This is a genomic window from Methanomassiliicoccales archaeon (assembly GCA_035527755.1).
GTDB lineage: Archaea > Thermoplasmatota > Thermoplasmata > Methanomassiliicoccales > UBA472 > UBA472.
This window is the reverse complement of the sequence record DATKZX010000022.1, coordinates 62,094-78,042: the sequence shown is the minus strand read 5'-3', so window position 1 is coordinate 78,042 and position 15,949 is coordinate 62,094. Positions and strand designations below refer to the sequence as shown.

Below are 15,949 nucleotides of genomic sequence, written 5' to 3'. Positions count from 1 at the left end.
GACATGAGCATGGTCGAGGAACTGATGTCGGGCATCCTGCGCAGCGAGGAAGGCTTCCGCGAGGCGCTGCGAAAGATACTGGATGAGGAACTGAAGATATCGGTCCCGGAGTTCTGCGATAAGACCGGACTGTCACCGAGCACCATCTACAAGATATTGCAGGAGCAGCGCGAACCGAACCTGCGCACGATACGTGCGGTCATAAAGGGTGTGCGGAAGCTTGATGCTAACCCGGGTGGAGAGTTTATAGCGGTCATCGCTAGCCGTCCGGTCCTGAACAAGATAGAGGAGAGGATGATGAGGGTCGGCGGAAGGAACGTCCGGGTGAAGGAATATCCTGCTTCGACCATGGAGGATGCCATAATCGCCGCCGTCAAGGCGGAGAGGGATGGAGCACTGGCATTGGTCTGTGCCCCGATAGTCGCTCCGACAGTGGAACAGATCGTCAGAATACCCGTGTCAGTGGTCGTACCCAGGGACAGCATGGTGCGGGCCATCGAGATAGCCGCTTCGAAGGTGCTTTGATCATTCCTCGATCCTGACCATGCTCTCCAATTGGTCCAGTATCTTCTTCCTCAGGAGAGCGAACTCAGGCGAGGCCCGGTCGCGCGGCCTCTCCCATTTTATCTCGTATATCTCCCCGATGCTACTGGGCCTTGCGGTCATGACCACGATGCGGTCGGAAAGGAACACCGCCTCATCGACTGAATGTGTGATGAATATCACAGTCTTCTTCGTCTCTTCCCATATGTGCAGCAGCTCCTTTTGCATGAGGTTGCGGGTCTGTGCATCAAGTGATCCAAATGGTTCGTCCATCAATAGGATCGCAGGTTCATTGGCCAATGCACGAGCTATGCCCACTCTCTGCTTCATCCCTCCAGAGAGCTCATGAGGATGGGCGTTCTCAAAACCATCCAGACCCACCAGATCGATGTATTTCTGGGAGATCCGGGTCCGTTCTTCGTCGGGCACCTTTTTAAGCTCCATTCCGAACTCTATGTTCTTACGAACGCTTCGCCAGGGAAATAGCGCAAACTCCTGGAACACCATCCCACGATCTGAACCCGAACCGGAGATAGGTTTTCCGTCCAGGAATATGTTCCCAGATGTCGGGGTATCGAGGCCGGCCAATATTCTAAGTATCGTTGTCTTGCCGCAGCCTGAAGGGCCTAGGATGCAGACGAACTCACCTTTGGTCACTTCCAGATCGAATTTTTCTATAGCAACAAGTTCCCCCTCGTCCAAGGGAAATGTCTTTCTTAGGTTCTCAATGATCAGTTTCACGACATCCCCATCCTCTTCGAGACCCGGCGCTCGATGTAGCCACTAAGCTCGGTGGTCACCAACCCAAGAATTGCGATGACGATCAGACCAGCGAACACTTGGTCATACCTGCCAATATTGGATTTGAAATAGATGTACTGCCCCACTCCTCCCCCGATCGGGGCGATGAACTCGGCAGCCACGATACACATCCACCCGATGCCCAGTCCTATGCGGATGCCGGTCATGATATATGGTATGGTGGAAGGCAGGATGACCTTGATGAACAAGTGAGACCTCTTGGCTCCGAGAGTGCGTGCCGCATCGATCAGGATCGGATCAATGTTCCTCACACCGAATACTATGTTGGAGAGCAAAGGGAAGAATATGCCTATGAAAATCACAACTACCGGCCCCAAGAACACTCCCATGGCAATGATGAGGACCGGAGCCCAGGCCAGCGGTGGGATCGGTCGGAACACCTCGATTATAGGTTTGCTGAAATCATCAGCGGTCTTGGAGAATCCCATGACCAATCCTAGAGGTACAGCTATGACGAAGGCCAGGGCGAATCCCCACAGCACGCGGTTAAGACTGGAATAGATATTATCCCACATATTACGCCCGACCGATATATCCGTGATGTTGAAGGCGTCCACAAAGGCTTGGAGAACAATCGAAGGTTCCGGCAAGTAAGGTGAGTTTAAAAGCATGGACAGGCCCTGCCAGACCAGCACGAACGAGACAAGGGAGATCACGGTGATGGTCAGGGTCTTAAGAAACGCCGGGCCTTTTTCTTCATGGAGCAAGTGGCTTATGGGCCAGATATGGCGCAGAACGCTCCGTACCTTGTTAATTTTCTTATCATCTTCTCCCATAGTCAACGCTCCTTATGGAAATGGCCACATATAAAGGTAAAAAATTAAAAGGTTTGGCATCCTGGAACCTACTTGGCCTTGACCACAAAACCATTGCTGGTGAAATAGTCCAAGAACATCAGATGCTGAATGGAGGACGGTCCGGGGGTACCAATGGTCTTACCGTTAAAGTCGTCCAGGCTAGTGATGGACGGATCCACGAATATGGCTGAACCAACGGTGTTCACCTGGGAAATTATCAGCGTATTGACCCCGCCGTTCAGATGTTTCAGGATGGCCGGGGGGCTACCCAGATAACCGATGTCCACAAGACCAGATGCGAACGCGTCCATCTCCGGACCACCGGCGGCGTAAGGCCCGCCTGTGGATGTAACGGTAGCTACTCCGTATACTTCGAACAGGTCCTTATCCTCACCCCATAGGGTATCATTGGCAGCCACCACTCGAGCGAACTGGTGTAGATCCCCTAGCAGATATCCCAGTCTGACCGGGTCATCAGGGTTCAAGATGGTGGTTGAGGGTTCCACATCGGCCGCTTGTGCCTGAAGTGAAGAGTCCACATAGTTGTCAATGAAATCATCAACATCATCATATCCACGAGTGGCCAAGGTTCCGTTGGCTATCAGCGTCAGGTTGATGTATTTCTCGGTGATCGTCTTCATCCACCCTTCGAATTCATCAGTAATTTCGTAGGTCAGTTGCATATGGTCCAAAGAGCTGGCAACTACACTGGTGTTACGCTGGGAGAACTCAGCACCAATATCTAGGAGCTTGGTGTAATTTTCACCATCTGGATTTTGTAAACTGTCCAATATCCAATCTGTAGCCACTTGGTGAGCTTTTAGGACTCTTAGCACAATATTCTCATTTTCCGCCAGATAGTCCTGATCTACGACCATGACGCAGCAGGGATGATCGGACCAAATCTGGTCAGACCATTTGTAGATAGAGGCCGTACCGTCCAAGTAAGCATCAGAGGCGTAGGGCTCCCATGTGATGGCTCCATCAATGATCCCTGCCTCCAACTGCGCTTTTTGGTTGATGGGAGCGACCTCAACCCAATATACAACTTTCTCATCATCGGAATTTCCTCCCATGAATGCGACGGCGATAATGCCTACCAACACTATTGCCGCCACAGCAATCGCAATTATGGTAATCTTCTTATCCATTTGAAGCACCGTATTAACCAAAATCTGGACATCATATAAAGGATTTTTGTCTACTAAGGTAAAATCTATCCTCTTTGTACAATTTTCCTTATGATTTAGACAAATGTATTAACGGGTAATAGATAATAATTGGACGTGTCCAAACGTCATTAAATCTGCATAATCTATAATAATTATGCTAATTACTTAATTAATTATTTATATCTAGTTTATAGTAACGATAAATTCGATATTATGTTCGAATTAAACGTCATGAGCAACACGCCGCTGACCCCGGTGGAAGACCTCAGGGACGTGTCCCTGCAGTTCCTGAAACAGATCGGGTACATTTCCAAGGGATACGACCCCAAGACCGACGTTGAAAACATACAGGAGAGCATTCCTTACAGACTGTTCACCGAGTGCTTCTTGGGTAATATAAACCGGGTGTGGGCCGTGGAGGAACTATCCGCATACCTCGGCACCACCAAGCCAACCGTGTACCGGCACCTCAACAAATTGAAGGCAATTGATGTCCTGGAGGACGTATCCGTGGAGATCGGTGGTCAAAGGAAGAAGGGCTACCGTATTCGATATGGTGATCTGGGCAAGGCATGGAGCTTCACCGAGGCCAATGTCGAACTGGCAATGCAGTCCTATCGTAAGACGGTGGAACACCTTCAAAGGCTGGCCAGGGAGGTATAGGAATGGACGAAAAGTACCCGACCAAATTGACCAAAGGATCTCACTACCGTCTGACGCTTTCTCTGGGCGGTGAAGGAACTTTGGAGATGGAGGGGGAGTTCGTCGGCTATTTACAGTATGGTAGTGACATGGCACTGATGTTGCGATTAGATGGGGATGCGATCAGGGTGGTCCCCTCTCGATCGGTGCTCTTCTTTGATATACTGGACTTCAAGGATGAGAAGGATGACCGCCCCAAGGAGAACGGGGTCTATTTCGGATGATGATCACCGTTTTATAATCGATCAAAATTGAGGATACGAATGGACCGTCGCCTGGAATACCATCAGCATCTCATTCGCCTGCTCATCTCCGGTGAGATCAGCAATAAGGATGAACTGCAGCGCCGCAAGGTAAAGCTGAGCGGAAAGTACGGTCTACCTGGCGTACCACGTAACTCCGAGACCTTGGCTCTGGTGTCCCCTGAGGACCTGCCGGCCATGAGGGACATCCTCCGCAGGAAACCGGTCAGGACATTAAGTGGGGTGGCGGTCGTCGCTGTGATGACCTCTCCGGCACCTTGTCCGCATGGTCGGTGCACCTACTGCCCAGGCGGAGTGGACAACAACTCCCCCCAGTCCTATACTGGCAAGGAGCCGGCGGCCCGGCGGGGCGCGGACAACGATTTTGACCCATATAGGCAGGCCATGTCCCGATTGGAACAATTACAGGCCATCGGCCATCACACCGATAAGATAGACCTCATAATCATGGGCGGGACCTTCACCTCCCGCCTGGGGGAATACCAAGAACATTTCGTGCAACGGTGCTTCGATGCTTTCAATGGAACAGCATCGAAAGACCTGGCCGAGGCGCACGCTATTAATGAAGGGGCGGATCACCGGGTGATCGGAATGACCGTGGAGACCCGTCCGGACGCCATGACGGCGGAAGTCACGAAGGAATGCCTTAGGTTGGGAACCACCCGGGTGGAGCTTGGGGTCCAGATCCTGGACGATGAGATACTGGCGGCGGTGAATCGGGGGCATGGGGTGAAGGAGGTTGTGGAGGCCACCCGCATAGCCAAGGACCTGGGATTGAAGGTATGCTACCACATCATGCCCGGGCTACCGGGATCGAACCCTGAAAAGGACATCCGTTCCTTCGCCCAGATGTTCAATGATGAACGTTTTCAGCCCGATATGATCAAGATCTATCCGACCTTGGTGGTCAAAGGCACACAGCTGTATGAATCGTGGCTCAGGGGGGAGTATCACCCTTATTCCACCGAGGAAGCGGTGCAGGTCATCGCCGAAATGAAAAGACTGGTGCCCGAATACGTTCGCATTCAGAGAATTCAACGCGATATACCCGTACCTCTGATCGAGGCTGGAGTGGACAAGGGGCACTTGAGGGAACTAGTTCAGCAACGTCTGGGTTCCCAAGGAACTGGCTGCCGCTGCATCAGGTGCCGCGAGGTGGGACTTTTAGGCATTACTGATTACACCTGGGAGGACCTTCGGTCAAGGACGATACGTTATGAGGCGTCCGGTGGGAAGGAGGAGTTCATCTCCTTGGTGCTTCAGGACAATAATTCCCTGGCCGGTTACGTTCGATTGCGCCTACCAGCTGGAGAAACGGCCCTGGTGCGCGAACTGAAGGTCTTCGGTCGCATGGCCCGACTACATGAAGGGGAGGGGGAATGGCAGCATCGTGGACTGGGCCGGCGCCTGCTGGGCGAGGCCGAGGAAGCCGCCAGGCGGGCCGGGTATTCCGCTATCAAGGTCACTAGCGGAGTGGGCGTTCGAGGATATTACGCCGCATTAGGATACGAAAAGGACCTGCCTTACATGCGAAAAAGGCTTTGCAGCGACAAATGATTAATCATCCGGTAGCCATTATCCTCATTGGGATGCGTATGGTCTGCACTTTCTGCGGTGCCCCGTCATTGGAAGGGGCCATGGTTTGCGCTGCATGTTTAGAGAAGGTCCAAGGGGAGCTTTACCTTCGTGAATGGGCGGTGGACCCCCGTTCCGATAATAGGTCATTTGGCTCGCGAAGCGCCTGTTTGAGGATCGGTCCCAGTTCTAAGGGGGAAGTACAGCTGGGCAAAGGGTCCGATCCCTATCTGTTGGTACAGAGGACCCTGCAGGTGGAGGACCGTTCACACCTACCTACCGTGCTTGACCAATACCTGTCCGGTCTAGGGGCGGGCCTTTGTCTCATGGGGGACGAGCAGATCCCACCCCGATCGATGCTGGGTGAGCTAGTGGCCATACCGGAGAAGATGGATTACCCAGGGGAACGGTGGGGGATGGTCCTGATCCGTCTGGGCAACCTTCTAGCCATAAGCGCAAGGGACATTTCCCGGTTGCCTCTGGGAGAGAACGCTCGGAAGGAGGCTTTCCGCGAAAGGGCGGGCAAGGCCGCCGACCTTTACCGAAGGGCAGGCCAGATCGCCGAGCTGGAGGGAACCGCTCGTGGCAACCTAGCAATGCTAAGGCACTGGGCGGGAGATCACCAGGCCGCAGAGGACGAATTGAAGGTGCTTTCCCCATCGTCCGATAATGCCAAATTGCAGTTGGCCAAGGTACTTTGGGACATGGGAAGGGAGGAGGAGGCGGTGGAGTTCACATCACAGACCCTCGATCCCGATGGAGCCGCGGTAAGGATCAGGAGGGGATGCGAATGACCGATCTCGCCGAGAAACTTGACCAGAACAAGAGGGAAAGAGTGGTACAGGCTATACGCTCCCTGAGCTCCTCCGATTACCGTGAACTGATACTGTCCTTGATAAGCGGTATTGGCGTCCGTGTGCAGAAGGTGAGGGAGGAGCAGAACTCCATAATCATACACGGACAGGGTGAGGAAAGCTATCTGATACTCACTTCCCGTGGCGAATACGCCGATCCCGAGCTAATAGTCCGCTCCTTGGTCGAGGAGGCCAAGACCTCCGGTCGTGTCGCGGTCTTCATGACGCTGCAGGGCCTGGACCCCGGCACGCTGAACTACCTGGAGATGGAGAAGGTATCCTACGCCGACATGGATAAGTTCCTGGCCCTGTTGGAGAAGTACGGGCTCGACGAGCCTCTACTGTTGAAGGAGGACCGTAAGATACTGGAGGACCGTGGAGAACCCTGTCTACCCTCGGTATGCAAGCTGGAGGCTTTGCTGGAAGAGGCAGAGGAGAGACACGAGAAAGGGGAAATGGCCAGGGCGATCCAGGTGCTGGACATGGCACTGGAGATCAAGCCCATGAACGATTCGTTGTGGCTAAAAAAGGCCGAATATCTTTTGGAGACGGGACATCCGACCGAAGCACTGAGCTCGGCCAACCGAGCCAGCGAACTACGTCCCGGCGATGCGACCACCTGGTTCCTCATCGCTCTTATTCAGAATCAGATCGGGGACAGGGAGAAGGAACTGACCGCTTACGACAACGTGTTGCGCATAAACCCCACGCACACCCCGGCACTGCTGAACAAAGGGGCCACGCTCTTTGAGATGGGACGCCTGGAATGGGCGCTGAAGGTCTTCAACGACCTGGTAAAGCATCACCCGCAGGAGCCGCAGGGATGGAACAACCGGGGATTGGTGTTAAAGGGGCTCGGACGGCTCAAAGAGGCCCACGCCTCATTTGAAAAATCCAGCGTACTCGACCGGGAGTTCGCCGATCCGCTTATCAACCTCGCCCGTATGCAGGAGGAGCGGGGCGAACGTTCGGCCGCCGTCGAATCCTGGAAGGACGTGCTGCGCTTGGTCGATTCAAGGGCGGACATATGGGCTCATCTGGGGAGATGCCTGATGGAGCTGGAGCAGAACGAGGACGCCCTGACGGCCATGGACCGAGCGCTTTATCTGGAACCGTCCCTGGAACAGGTGCGCAATGAGAGGGACTCATTGGCGAAGCTCATGGGACTGGAGGAGCCCCCCGCGGAAGAGAGCGCGCCAGAGCAAACGTTCGTCGATGAGGTCATCCTTGTCGAGGAACCCGAGGTCGCCATACCTCCCGCGCCCGATGAGATAATCGAGGAGTGCGTCCCAGAGGAAACGCCTGAGACAGTTGAAGAGGCTCCTGTCGTTCATGAGGTCCTTCAACCTACGGAAGTGCTCGAGGATGTCGATGCGCCCGATGAGATAATCGAGGAGCCAACGATCGAGGAGTGCGCCCCTGAGGAAGAGACCGAAATGATACCATTCCCTGGTCATCCCCTGCCGGTCGAGGTCTCCAAAGAGAGGTCTCTGCAGGAGCTCGAACCCCCTGGCCAGCTGGAATCGCTGCCGGAACTGCTCAAACCAGTGACGGTGAACAAGGAGTCCTTGGCCATCGAGACCTTTCCGGAACCGGGGGCATTGCAGCTGGTGGAACCGCCGATGGAGGCGCCCGAGAGGGAGCCCGCACCAATCGAGGCCGTTCAGCCGACCGAATCTGAGAAAGAAGTTGAGGTACCGCACCCCAAGCCGACATGGGCTTTCGATATTTCCCTGCCCCCGATAGGAACGGAAAGACAGGAGAAAGCTTGGCAGGAAGCCAGCATACTGCTCATAGGTGGCCAAAGGGAAAAGGTCCTTAAGGTCATCGATCTCAGCCTCAAGGAATCTTCAGACGTGGAACTGCTGCGGTTGAAGTCCCGAACACTGCTTAGTATGGGAAGGGGCGAAGAAGCCGCCGAAGCCCTCAAGGAAGCCTTACGGCACTCTCCAAACGATCCACGAACCATTCTAGACCTGGAGGCTCTCTTTCACCGCTTCGGGGGGGAAGGGGGTCGTCTGTTGAAAGGGGCGGAAGGGTGCCACGAGGCCCGTTGCCGATCTGCCTTGGACCTCCTTGAAAGGGGGGAATATGCAGAACTAGTGCGTATGGAAATGCGGAACGAGGCGCTACCGATGAAGCACGCCAAGATACTGGCGTTGATACGATTGGGAAGATACCGCGAAGCCTCCAAACTGTTGAAGGTCATCTTATCCGAGTTCCCAGCCTTCCCCGAGGGGTTGAACAATATGGGGGTATGCATGCGCTTCATGGGGGAGTTCGATTACGACCAGGCGATCCACATGATGAAATTGGCCCTGGAGGTCGATCCCCATTACTCCGACGCCATGAACAACATCGGATGCACCCTCTTCGCCTCCGGGCGGTACGATCAGTCGATCGAATGCCTGAAGGCCGCGGCGGATGAGGACCGGCGACCAGAGTATCTGCTTAACCTGAGCAACGCCCAGATGGCCCTAGGGAACACCAAGGGGGCCAAGGAGAGCCTGACCTCGGCTCTTAAGATGGATGAGGGGGCGGACGTGCTCTTCATGTTGGGCGTCATTGCTGAGAGCGAGAAGGACTATCGCTGGGCCTTAACCCTGTTCCAGGATGCTCTGGACCTCAGTCCAGGGTTCCGTGAGGCCCAAGCGGGACGTGATCGGGCACGCCTATTATCAAAAAAGTAAGGGCGCTCACGGCCATGTGGAGAAAGGTACAGCCTTAGCTCTTACAATGGCAAAGGCCGTGTGACAGTAAAAATTAAGGAGCTTGGGGTTTAGCGGGAGATGCTCATGACCACAACGTCACGGACATCCTTCATTTCGCTGAACGGGAGCACCAGGCGGCCATGGCTGTCAGTGCGGAACAAACGGCTATCTATCTCTTCGGCCGGGACGACCAGTACATGGTTGATCTCGCCGGTCAATGTGTCCACCACGAAGTTGTCTATCATGCCCAAAATCTGACCGTCGTTGGTCATGACCGTTTTCCCCTTCAACTCGGTTATGAACTTCCTCATTTCCGCACCCCAAACAGATGGCCCTGTTCTACTATCGCATGAGATTTAGCGTATTTATAGATATTCGGCTGGGCGTCCTAAAAGACAGCGAAGTAACGGCATCGGCAATACCCCTGGACAGCCCCCTTTTCCGTGGTGCATTCCTGGCAGGGAAGAGGCATCGATTCAAAGGCCTCATCGATGTTCATTCTCTTGCCGGCCATCTTCTTACAGGCCGGGCAGGCGTCCTCCGCGCATTCCACCTCCACCCATTCGAAGCCCAATTCCTTGAACGATTTCAGATTCACCCGGGCAACGATCCCCTGGACCATATGCAGGTCTTCCTCCATCCCTAGGCTGCTCAGTAGATCTGCGATGGCCTGATACATCTTCAGTTTGAGATCTACGTCCTCGGTTATGATCACCCGGTCCTTAAGAAGCTCAAGTGCCGCTATCGGATCGGAGACCTCCTTCCCATGGGCGATGCTGATCTGCCTCGATTTCATGTTGAGGTCTGTCTCACCGATGTAGAATTGGGAGAGTATGCGCAGGCTTTCCGCACGTGGGTCGAGAACATCACTTTCCTTTTTCAAGGCGTTCTCTTTTACCGGTACCGTCTTGGTCTCTCTCTTCAGTTTCAATACTTTTACCATGATCACACCTACCTGAATATCCCTAGATCGTTCATTCCGGCCCGTGCCTTGTGCAAGTTCTTTCCCATCTGATCGTACTGCCGCGCCGATTCCTTGTCCACCGAAGGCTTGACGTTCTTCAAGGCAGTCTCGAAATGCTGCATCTCCACTAACTGGGTGTTCTCATCCAGTCGCAGGGCGGCCATGGCGGCCTCCCGGCAAAGGTTCTCCAGGTCCGCACCGACGAACCCATCGGTGCGGGCGACCAGAGATTCCATGTCCAGGTCCTTGATGGGCATATTTCGGGTATGCACTCCTAATATGGCCTTCCTGGAGTTGGCGTCCGGCACTGGCACTAGGATGAGGCGATCGAATCGACCGGGTCGTAGCAAAGCGTTGTCCACTATATCAGGACGGTTCGTCGCGGCGATGACCGTCACTCCCTCCCTCGATGCCAATCCATCCATGGACGTCAGCAATTGATTGACCACCCTCTCGGTTACGTTCGAACCCTCGCTCCAGCCGCGTCGGGGAGCGATGGCGTCGATCTCGTCCAGGAAGATGATGGTCGGGGCCACCTGCCGCGCTTTCTTGAACGCTTCCCTGATCGCTTTCTCGCTCTCACCCAGCCACTTGCTCATGATCTCCGGTCCCTTGATAGAGATAAAATTGGCCTTGGATTCGTTGGCGACGGCCTTGGCCAATAATGTCTTCCCTGTCCCCGGTGGGCCATATAGCATAACTCCCCTCGAAGGACGGATCCCCAATCGTTTGAATGCATCTGCCTTCTCGATGGGCATCTCCACCATCTCCCTCAGTTGCTGCTTCGCCTCCTCTAGGCCTCCCACGTCGGACCAGCCTACGTTGGACATCTCCACCAGCACTTCGCGTAAGGCGGATGGCTCCACCTCCTTTAAGGCATCATCGAAGTCGTACGCGGTCACCTTCATGAGCATCAGGATGTCCACTGGAATGGATTTATCCAGGTCCAACGCGGGCATGAAGCGGGCCAGGCATTTCATGGCCGCCTCCCTGGCCAGGGCGGCCAGGTCCGCGCCTGTGAAGCCATGGGTATAATTGGCATAATGATCCAGGTTCACATCCTCGCCTAAGGGCATACCTCGGGTATGGATCTGCAGTATCTCCTTCCGTCCCTGGAAGGAAGGGACGCCGACCTCGATCTCCCTGTCAAAGCGTCCCGGGCGGCGCAACGCCGGGTCCATGGAGTCCTGCCGGTTGGTCGCGCCAATTACGATGACCTGCCCCCTTTCCGATAGACCATCCATCAAGGTGAGCAATTGAGCGACCACGCGGCGCTCGACCTCCCCAGAGACATCTTCACGCTTAGGGGCGATGGAATCGATCTCGTCGATGAAGATGATCGAGGGGGCGTTCTTTGCGGCCTCATCGAACTTCTCCCGCAATTTCTCCTCGCTCTGACCGTAATATTTGGACATGATCTCCGGTCCTTGGATGGAATAGAACGCCGCCCCCGATTCACTGGCCACCGCTTTGGCCAGCAATGTCTTCCCGGTCCCTGATGGACCATAGAGCAGTACTCCCTTGGGGGCGTCTATGCCCAAGCGATCGAACAGTTCCGGATGCTTGAGCGGAAGCTCGATCATCTCCCGTATGCGTTGAAGAACGTGTTCCAATCCTCCGATGTCGTCATAGGTGACCGAAGGGGAGAAAGCGTCAGTTACCTCGGTCGGTTCGGCCTTGACCACTACCTCGGTGTGATCAGCGACCACCACCCCGCCGGTTGGCTGGGTGGAAATGACCATCCACGAATAGAAGTTCCCACCGACCGCGAAGTTGGGAACGATTATCTCATCGCCTTTGATGACCGGCCTTCCGGTGAGCCCTTTTCGGAAGAGGTCGTCGATCCCCGCACCGAAGGTGATGCGCTTACCGGTGGGGATCTTGGGGGCAAGAACCACCTTACCGGCCTGAGGAAAGTCAGCCCTACCGACGGTCACCCTCTCACCGATGGAGACCCCGGCATTGGCCCTGGTCATCCCGTCGATGCGTATGATGCCTTTCCCCTCGTCCTCTTGAACGGCCCGGAGGACCTTGGCCACGGTCAATTTCTTCCCGGTGACCTCCACGGCGTCCCCGATCTCCACTCCCAGTTCCTTCCTGGTCTTCATATCGAGGCGGGCCCGTCCCAACCCGGCATCTGATTGTTGTTGGGCCTTCGCCACACGGAGGATAACCGACTCGACCATAATTATCGTCCTCCAAATCAGTTCTCTGGATATTAACTTTGCATCGTACGAACGAAAGCAATATTATCGCCGCCTCGCTTTCATGGTCATGGAATTCAGCGCCGAATGTGCTCCTTGCCTGCTCCGCCGGGTACTTTTCCAAACGAGATTAGTGGACAGTGCGTTAGAAGCACAGGTGATGTCCGCCTGCGTCCGCCTCGTGGCCGAAGGATGGAGCCCGGGCATCAACTCGGCAAGACTGGCCACCCGGGTGCATCGTTTGTCCTATGATATGATGGGAGTGGCCGATCCATATAGGGACCTGAAGGCAGAGGCCAATCGGGTGGCGCTTTCCTTGTTGCCCCGGGCGCAGGAGATGGTCGATCTCTCTGAAGACCGATTGAAGACCGCCTGCCTGGTCGCCATCGCCGGCAACGTCATGGACTTCGGTATCGGGGGCTTCGAGAGCCCGGAGGAACTGCGTTCCACCTTCGATTCGTTGACGATCGAGGAACCGGAACCCAACGATCTCCCCCGAATGCGGGAGCTGCTTCGCGAGGCGAAGGAGGTGGTCTACCTCTTCGACAACTGCGGAGAGATCGTGCTCGACCTGCCCCTTTTACGTGAACTGAAGAAATTGGGGTTGAAGGTCACTGGAGTGGTGAAGGGCGAGCCCATCATCACCGACGCCACCTGGGAGGACCTTTCCATATCCGGCGCGGACCAGATATTGGACCAATGCCTGACCACCGGCGTATTCGCCATTGGGGTGGACCTGAAGGCGATGCCGGACGAGCTCAAGAGGGCGTTCGACAGCGCCGACCTGATCATAGCTAAGGGCATGGCCAACTTCGAGGCGCTGTCGGACAGTGACATGCGCCCCATAGTGCATCTGTTGCGCAGCAAGTGTCACCCTGTCTCTTTGGCCATAGGCGCACGGAAGGACCGTAACGTGATCAAGCTGTTCGAGTGAGGTGAAGGGATGAGAACGAGAGTTAAGCAGGCGGTAGTATTGGCCGGGGGAGAGGGTACCAGACTTCGTCCGTTGACCAGTACTAGGCCCAAACCGCTCCTGCCGGTGCTTGGCGTTCCCTGCATCGAGTACGTGATCGCCTCCCTGGCCCAAGCGGGCGTGGAAGAGGTGTTCCTGGCATGCGGCTACCGTTCGGAGGACGTGCTCAAGGTGCTGGGAAAAGGCGAACGTCTTGGCGTAAGGATCGAGTTTGCCTATGAGAAGGAACCGATGGGTACCGCTGGCGCGGTCAAGCTGTTGGAGGACCGATTGGAAGGCACGTTCGTTGTCGGCAGTGGCGACACATTGACGGACGCCGATCTCGGCGCTCTGATCGATTTTCACATGCAGCGGAAGGCCGAGGCCACAATGGGCCTGACGGAGGTAGAGCATCCGGAACAGTTCGGCATCGTTGGAGTGGATGATGACGGGCGCATCGAGCGGTTCAAGGAGAAGCCCCGCACCGAGGAGGTGTTCTCCCGGGTGATCAATGCCGGCACCTATGTCCTGGAGAAGGAGGTGTTGGAACTGATCCCAAGGGGGGAGAGGTATGACTTCTCCAAGGACCTGTTCCTGGATATGCTGCAGAAGGGCCGCGGTCTGTATGCCTCCCCCCTTCGCGGTTACTGGAAGGACATAGGGAGGCCTTCAGACCTCTACCTGGCCAACATGGACATGGCCTCAAGGAAAGGGGTTATCACGGCCCAGGGGGCGGTCGCGGGCACCGTTCCGATCGGAGCGATGGTGAAAGGTCCGGCCTACTTCGGCGACCAGGTGGAGGCGACCGGCTGCGTCATCACCCGCAGCGCGATCGGTTCAAGATGCGTTCTGGGTCATAATACGAAAATGGAAGGGTCCCTGCTGTTGGACGATGTCATCGTGGGTGTGGGGGTATCGGTCCATGGCTGCATCATCGGTGAAAGATGCCGCATCGGCGACGGCGCTCATCTTGTGGACTGTGTACTGGGCGACGACGCGATCATACATACTTCCTCCCGCGCAAAAGGGACCATTCTGGGCCCTGGGTGCTCCCTCTGAGATAAATAGATAAAGGAGATTTCGCAGGATATGAGCTCGACGCCCCGCTACACACATGCCTTGCTTATCCTAGCGGGCATGATCTGGGGCACGTCCTTCGTGGCGGGCAAGCTGGGGGTGGAAAGCACGGACCCCTTCCTTTTTACCGTCTTACGGGCGGTCTTCTCGGCCATATCCATAATCCCTTTTTTCTTTCTCTACAAGTTCGATTACTCACTGTTCAAGAGCAAAACCCTCTGGGGCGTGGCCTTGCTGAACGCCATGGGCATACTTCTGCAGAACGTTGGTCTCACCCAGACCACCGCCAGCAATACCGTGCTGCTGATCGACATCAACGTGGTCATCGTGGCCGTCCTGGCATCGGTGGTGCTCAAGGAGCGTTTGAACCGCCGCATCGTGTTCGGCCTGGTACTAGGTATGGTCGGGGTAGGTCTGATCGCCACCAAAGGCGACCTTACGAATCTGGGCGAAGGCAATTTCGTGGGGGATATGCTCGTGTTCATGGCCGGGGTCTCATGGGCCTTCTACATCGTGTTCACTACCAGGGAATTAAAGAAAGGTTATTCGCTGCTTTTTCTCACCTGCACGGTGGTGATGCAGACCTCTCTGCTGGCCATCCCCATCAGTATGCCGATGATATCAGATTATACTCTAGGTGCTTCGGGTGTGCTCTTCGCTATTTATACTGGGGTGTTCTGCACAACTGTGGCCTTCCTGTTGTATAACGTAGGATTGAAGTCCCTAGGGGCTACGACTACCTCTATCATACTCTTGGTGGAGATGGTGTTCGGTCTACTGTTCTCCTTCATTCTACTCGGGGAAAGGCCTGACATGATGACCGTTATCGGTGGAGCGCTGATATTGGCGGCCATCATGATCATCTCCATAAAAGGGCTAGATAGGGCGCGGCGGAACCGTTCCGTTAAGACCTAGGAGAAGTCCAATAGCTTCTTGGCCTCTTCGGATCGATCGACGGTCATCGCCAATTCCTCTATCTGGGTCTTAGCTCCAAGTACGAACAGGGAATTGATGTTGATGCCTCCCCTGGCCAATTTCTTGGTGAGCTTGGAGAGCTCCCCTGGTCGATCAGGCATGGCCACCACTATGACGTCTTGCTCCTTGAACTCCAGCTGCGCCGCCTTCAAAGCGCTGCGGGCGCTATTGTCGTCGTCGGTGATTATGCGCACCATCGGCTTTCCGCAGCCAACGTCCGTGGATATACCCCGGATGTTCACTGCGTGATGGGCCAATGCCTCAGCCACCCTGGAGATCTCTCCAGGACGGTCCTGCACGTAGACATCGAACTGTTTATAGGACATCCCTTTTCAATT

16 protein-coding genes are annotated in these 15,949 nt (G+C 55.2%); 9 read left to right on the top strand and 7 right to left on the bottom strand.

All coding sequences use genetic code 11. The features are described 5' to 3' along the window. The first annotated feature begins 3 nt into the window (after nucleotides 1–3). The gene (locus tag VMW85_07930; protein ID HUT27957.1) at nucleotides 4–525 is read left to right on the top strand and encodes a helix-turn-helix domain-containing protein; all 522 of its coding nucleotides are present in this window, start codon (nucleotides 4–6) and stop codon (nucleotides 523–525) included. On the opposite strand, the gene VMW85_07925 is transcribed toward VMW85_07930, so the two are convergent. The 3 genes from VMW85_07925 to VMW85_07915 all read right to left on the bottom strand — a co-directional run bounded on the left by VMW85_07925 (nucleotide 526) and on the right by VMW85_07915 (nucleotide 3,313). Beyond that, on the bottom strand, nucleotides 526–1,284 hold the full coding sequence (locus VMW85_07925; protein HUT27956.1) for an ABC transporter ATP-binding protein: 759 nt from the start codon (nucleotides 1,282–1,284) through the stop codon (nucleotides 526–528). Continuing rightward, nucleotides 1,281–2,141, bottom strand: a complete 861-nt coding sequence (locus tag VMW85_07920; protein ID HUT27955.1) for an ABC transporter permease — start codon at nucleotides 2,139–2,141, stop codon at nucleotides 1,281–1,283. Before VMW85_07920 ends, VMW85_07925 begins: the two co-directional genes overlap by 4 nt. A gap of 68 nt (nucleotides 2,142–2,209) precedes the next feature. Further along, entirely contained in the window at nucleotides 2,210–3,313 is a 1,104-nt protein-coding gene (locus VMW85_07915) for an ABC transporter substrate-binding protein (protein HUT27954.1), read from the bottom strand. Nucleotides 3,314–3,547: 234 nt separating this feature from the next. Between VMW85_07915 and VMW85_07910 the strand changes: the two genes are divergently transcribed. The 5 genes from VMW85_07910 to VMW85_07890 are packed head-to-tail and all read left to right on the top strand — an operon-like array spanning nucleotide 3,548 to nucleotide 9,418. Further along, on the top strand, nucleotides 3,548–3,997 hold the full coding sequence (locus VMW85_07910; protein HUT27953.1) for a helix-turn-helix domain-containing protein: 450 nt from the start codon (nucleotides 3,548–3,550) through the stop codon (nucleotides 3,995–3,997). Nucleotides 3,998–3,999: 2 nt separating this feature from the next. After that, nucleotides 4,000–4,260: a hypothetical protein gene (locus tag VMW85_07905; GenBank protein HUT27952.1), complete on the top strand. Its 261-nt coding sequence runs from the start codon at nucleotides 4,000–4,002 to the stop codon at nucleotides 4,258–4,260. Between the two features lie 39 nt (nucleotides 4,261–4,299). After that, nucleotides 4,300–5,856, top strand: coding sequence for a tRNA uridine(34) 5-carboxymethylaminomethyl modification radical SAM/GNAT enzyme Elp3 (locus VMW85_07900; protein HUT27951.1), 1,557 nt, complete (start codon nucleotides 4,300–4,302; stop codon nucleotides 5,854–5,856). A gap of 32 nt (nucleotides 5,857–5,888) precedes the next feature. Beyond that, nucleotides 5,889–6,668, top strand: a complete 780-nt coding sequence (locus VMW85_07895) for a hypothetical protein (GenBank protein ID HUT27950.1) — start codon at nucleotides 5,889–5,891, stop codon at nucleotides 6,666–6,668. Next, nucleotides 6,665–9,418: a tetratricopeptide repeat protein gene (locus VMW85_07890; protein ID HUT27949.1), complete on the top strand. Its 2,754-nt coding sequence runs from the start codon at nucleotides 6,665–6,667 to the stop codon at nucleotides 9,416–9,418. Before VMW85_07895 ends, VMW85_07890 begins: the two co-directional genes overlap by 4 nt. An 89-nt stretch (nucleotides 9,419–9,507) precedes the next feature. Here the strand turns inward: VMW85_07890 and VMW85_07885 are convergent, their stop codons facing one another. From VMW85_07885 to VMW85_07875, 3 genes are all read right to left on the bottom strand, one after another. Then, nucleotides 9,508–9,750 (bottom strand): PRC-barrel domain-containing protein, encoded by a 243-nt coding sequence (locus tag VMW85_07885; protein HUT27948.1) that lies wholly within the window; start codon nucleotides 9,748–9,750, stop codon nucleotides 9,508–9,510. A 77-nt stretch (nucleotides 9,751–9,827) separates the two neighbouring features. Then, complete coding sequence (locus VMW85_07880; GenBank protein ID HUT27947.1) at nucleotides 9,828–10,382, bottom strand: hypothetical protein; 555 nt, start codon at nucleotides 10,380–10,382, stop codon at nucleotides 9,828–9,830. An 8-nt stretch (nucleotides 10,383–10,390) separates the two neighbouring features. After that, nucleotides 10,391–12,589 carry a CDC48 family AAA ATPase gene (locus tag VMW85_07875; protein ID HUT27946.1) on the bottom strand — a complete coding sequence of 733 codons (2,199 nt, stop codon included), beginning with the start codon at nucleotides 12,587–12,589 and terminating at the stop codon, nucleotides 10,391–10,393. Between the two features lie 88 nt (nucleotides 12,590–12,677). On the opposite strand from VMW85_07875, the gene VMW85_07870 reads away from it, so the two are divergent. The 3 genes from VMW85_07870 to VMW85_07860 are packed head-to-tail and all read left to right on the top strand — an operon-like array spanning nucleotide 12,678 to nucleotide 15,551. After that, a complete protein-coding gene (locus tag VMW85_07870) occupies nucleotides 12,678–13,541 on the top strand; it encodes an ARMT1-like domain-containing protein (GenBank protein HUT27945.1) in 864 nt (287 codons plus the stop codon). A gap of 9 nt (nucleotides 13,542–13,550) precedes the next feature. Continuing rightward, on the top strand, nucleotides 13,551–14,618 hold the full coding sequence (locus VMW85_07865) for an NDP-sugar synthase (protein HUT27944.1): 1,068 nt from the start codon (nucleotides 13,551–13,553) through the stop codon (nucleotides 14,616–14,618). 30 nt (nucleotides 14,619–14,648) lie between these two features. After that, on the top strand, nucleotides 14,649–15,551 hold the full coding sequence (locus VMW85_07860) for a DMT family transporter (protein ID HUT27943.1): 903 nt from the start codon (nucleotides 14,649–14,651) through the stop codon (nucleotides 15,549–15,551). Here VMW85_07860 and VMW85_07855 read toward each other — a convergent pair. Then, nucleotides 15,548–15,937 carry an ACT domain-containing protein gene (locus VMW85_07855; protein ID HUT27942.1) on the bottom strand — a complete coding sequence of 130 codons (390 nt, stop codon included), beginning with the start codon at nucleotides 15,935–15,937 and terminating at the stop codon, nucleotides 15,548–15,550. The genes VMW85_07860 and VMW85_07855 overlap by 4 nt on opposite strands. Between the last annotated feature and the right edge of the window lie 12 nt (nucleotides 15,938–15,949).

Coding starts and splice junctions, on each gene's coding strand:
- VMW85_07930 (HUT27957.1), top strand. CDS start 4: ATGAGCATGGTCGAGGAACTGATGTCGGGCATCCTGCGCAGCGAGGAA.
- VMW85_07920 (HUT27955.1), bottom strand. CDS start 2,141: ATGGGAGAAGATGATAAGAAAATTAACAAGGTACGGAGCGTTCTGCGC.
- VMW85_07915 (HUT27954.1), bottom strand. CDS start 3,313: ATGGATAAGAAGATTACCATAATTGCGATTGCTGTGGCGGCAATAGTG.
- VMW85_07910 (HUT27953.1), top strand. CDS start 3,548: ATGTTCGAATTAAACGTCATGAGCAACACGCCGCTGACCCCGGTGGAA.
- VMW85_07905 (HUT27952.1), top strand. CDS start 4,000: ATGGACGAAAAGTACCCGACCAAATTGACCAAAGGATCTCACTACCGT.
- VMW85_07900 (HUT27951.1), top strand. CDS start 4,300: ATGGACCGTCGCCTGGAATACCATCAGCATCTCATTCGCCTGCTCATC.
- VMW85_07895 (HUT27950.1), top strand. CDS start 5,889: ATGCGTATGGTCTGCACTTTCTGCGGTGCCCCGTCATTGGAAGGGGCC.
- VMW85_07890 (HUT27949.1), top strand. CDS start 6,665: ATGACCGATCTCGCCGAGAAACTTGACCAGAACAAGAGGGAAAGAGTG.
- VMW85_07885 (HUT27948.1), bottom strand. CDS start 9,750: ATGAGGAAGTTCATAACCGAGTTGAAGGGGAAAACGGTCATGACCAAC.
- VMW85_07880 (HUT27947.1), bottom strand. CDS start 10,382: ATGGTAAAAGTATTGAAACTGAAGAGAGAGACCAAGACGGTACCGGTA.
- VMW85_07875 (HUT27946.1), bottom strand. CDS start 12,589: ATGGTCGAGTCGGTTATCCTCCGTGTGGCGAAGGCCCAACAACAATCA.
- VMW85_07870 (HUT27945.1), top strand. CDS start 12,678: ATGGAATTCAGCGCCGAATGTGCTCCTTGCCTGCTCCGCCGGGTACTT.
- VMW85_07865 (HUT27944.1), top strand. CDS start 13,551: ATGAGAACGAGAGTTAAGCAGGCGGTAGTATTGGCCGGGGGAGAGGGT.
- VMW85_07860 (HUT27943.1), top strand. CDS start 14,649: ATGAGCTCGACGCCCCGCTACACACATGCCTTGCTTATCCTAGCGGGC.
- VMW85_07855 (HUT27942.1), bottom strand. CDS start 15,937: ATGTCCTATAAACAGTTCGATGTCTACGTGCAGGACCGTCCTGGAGAG.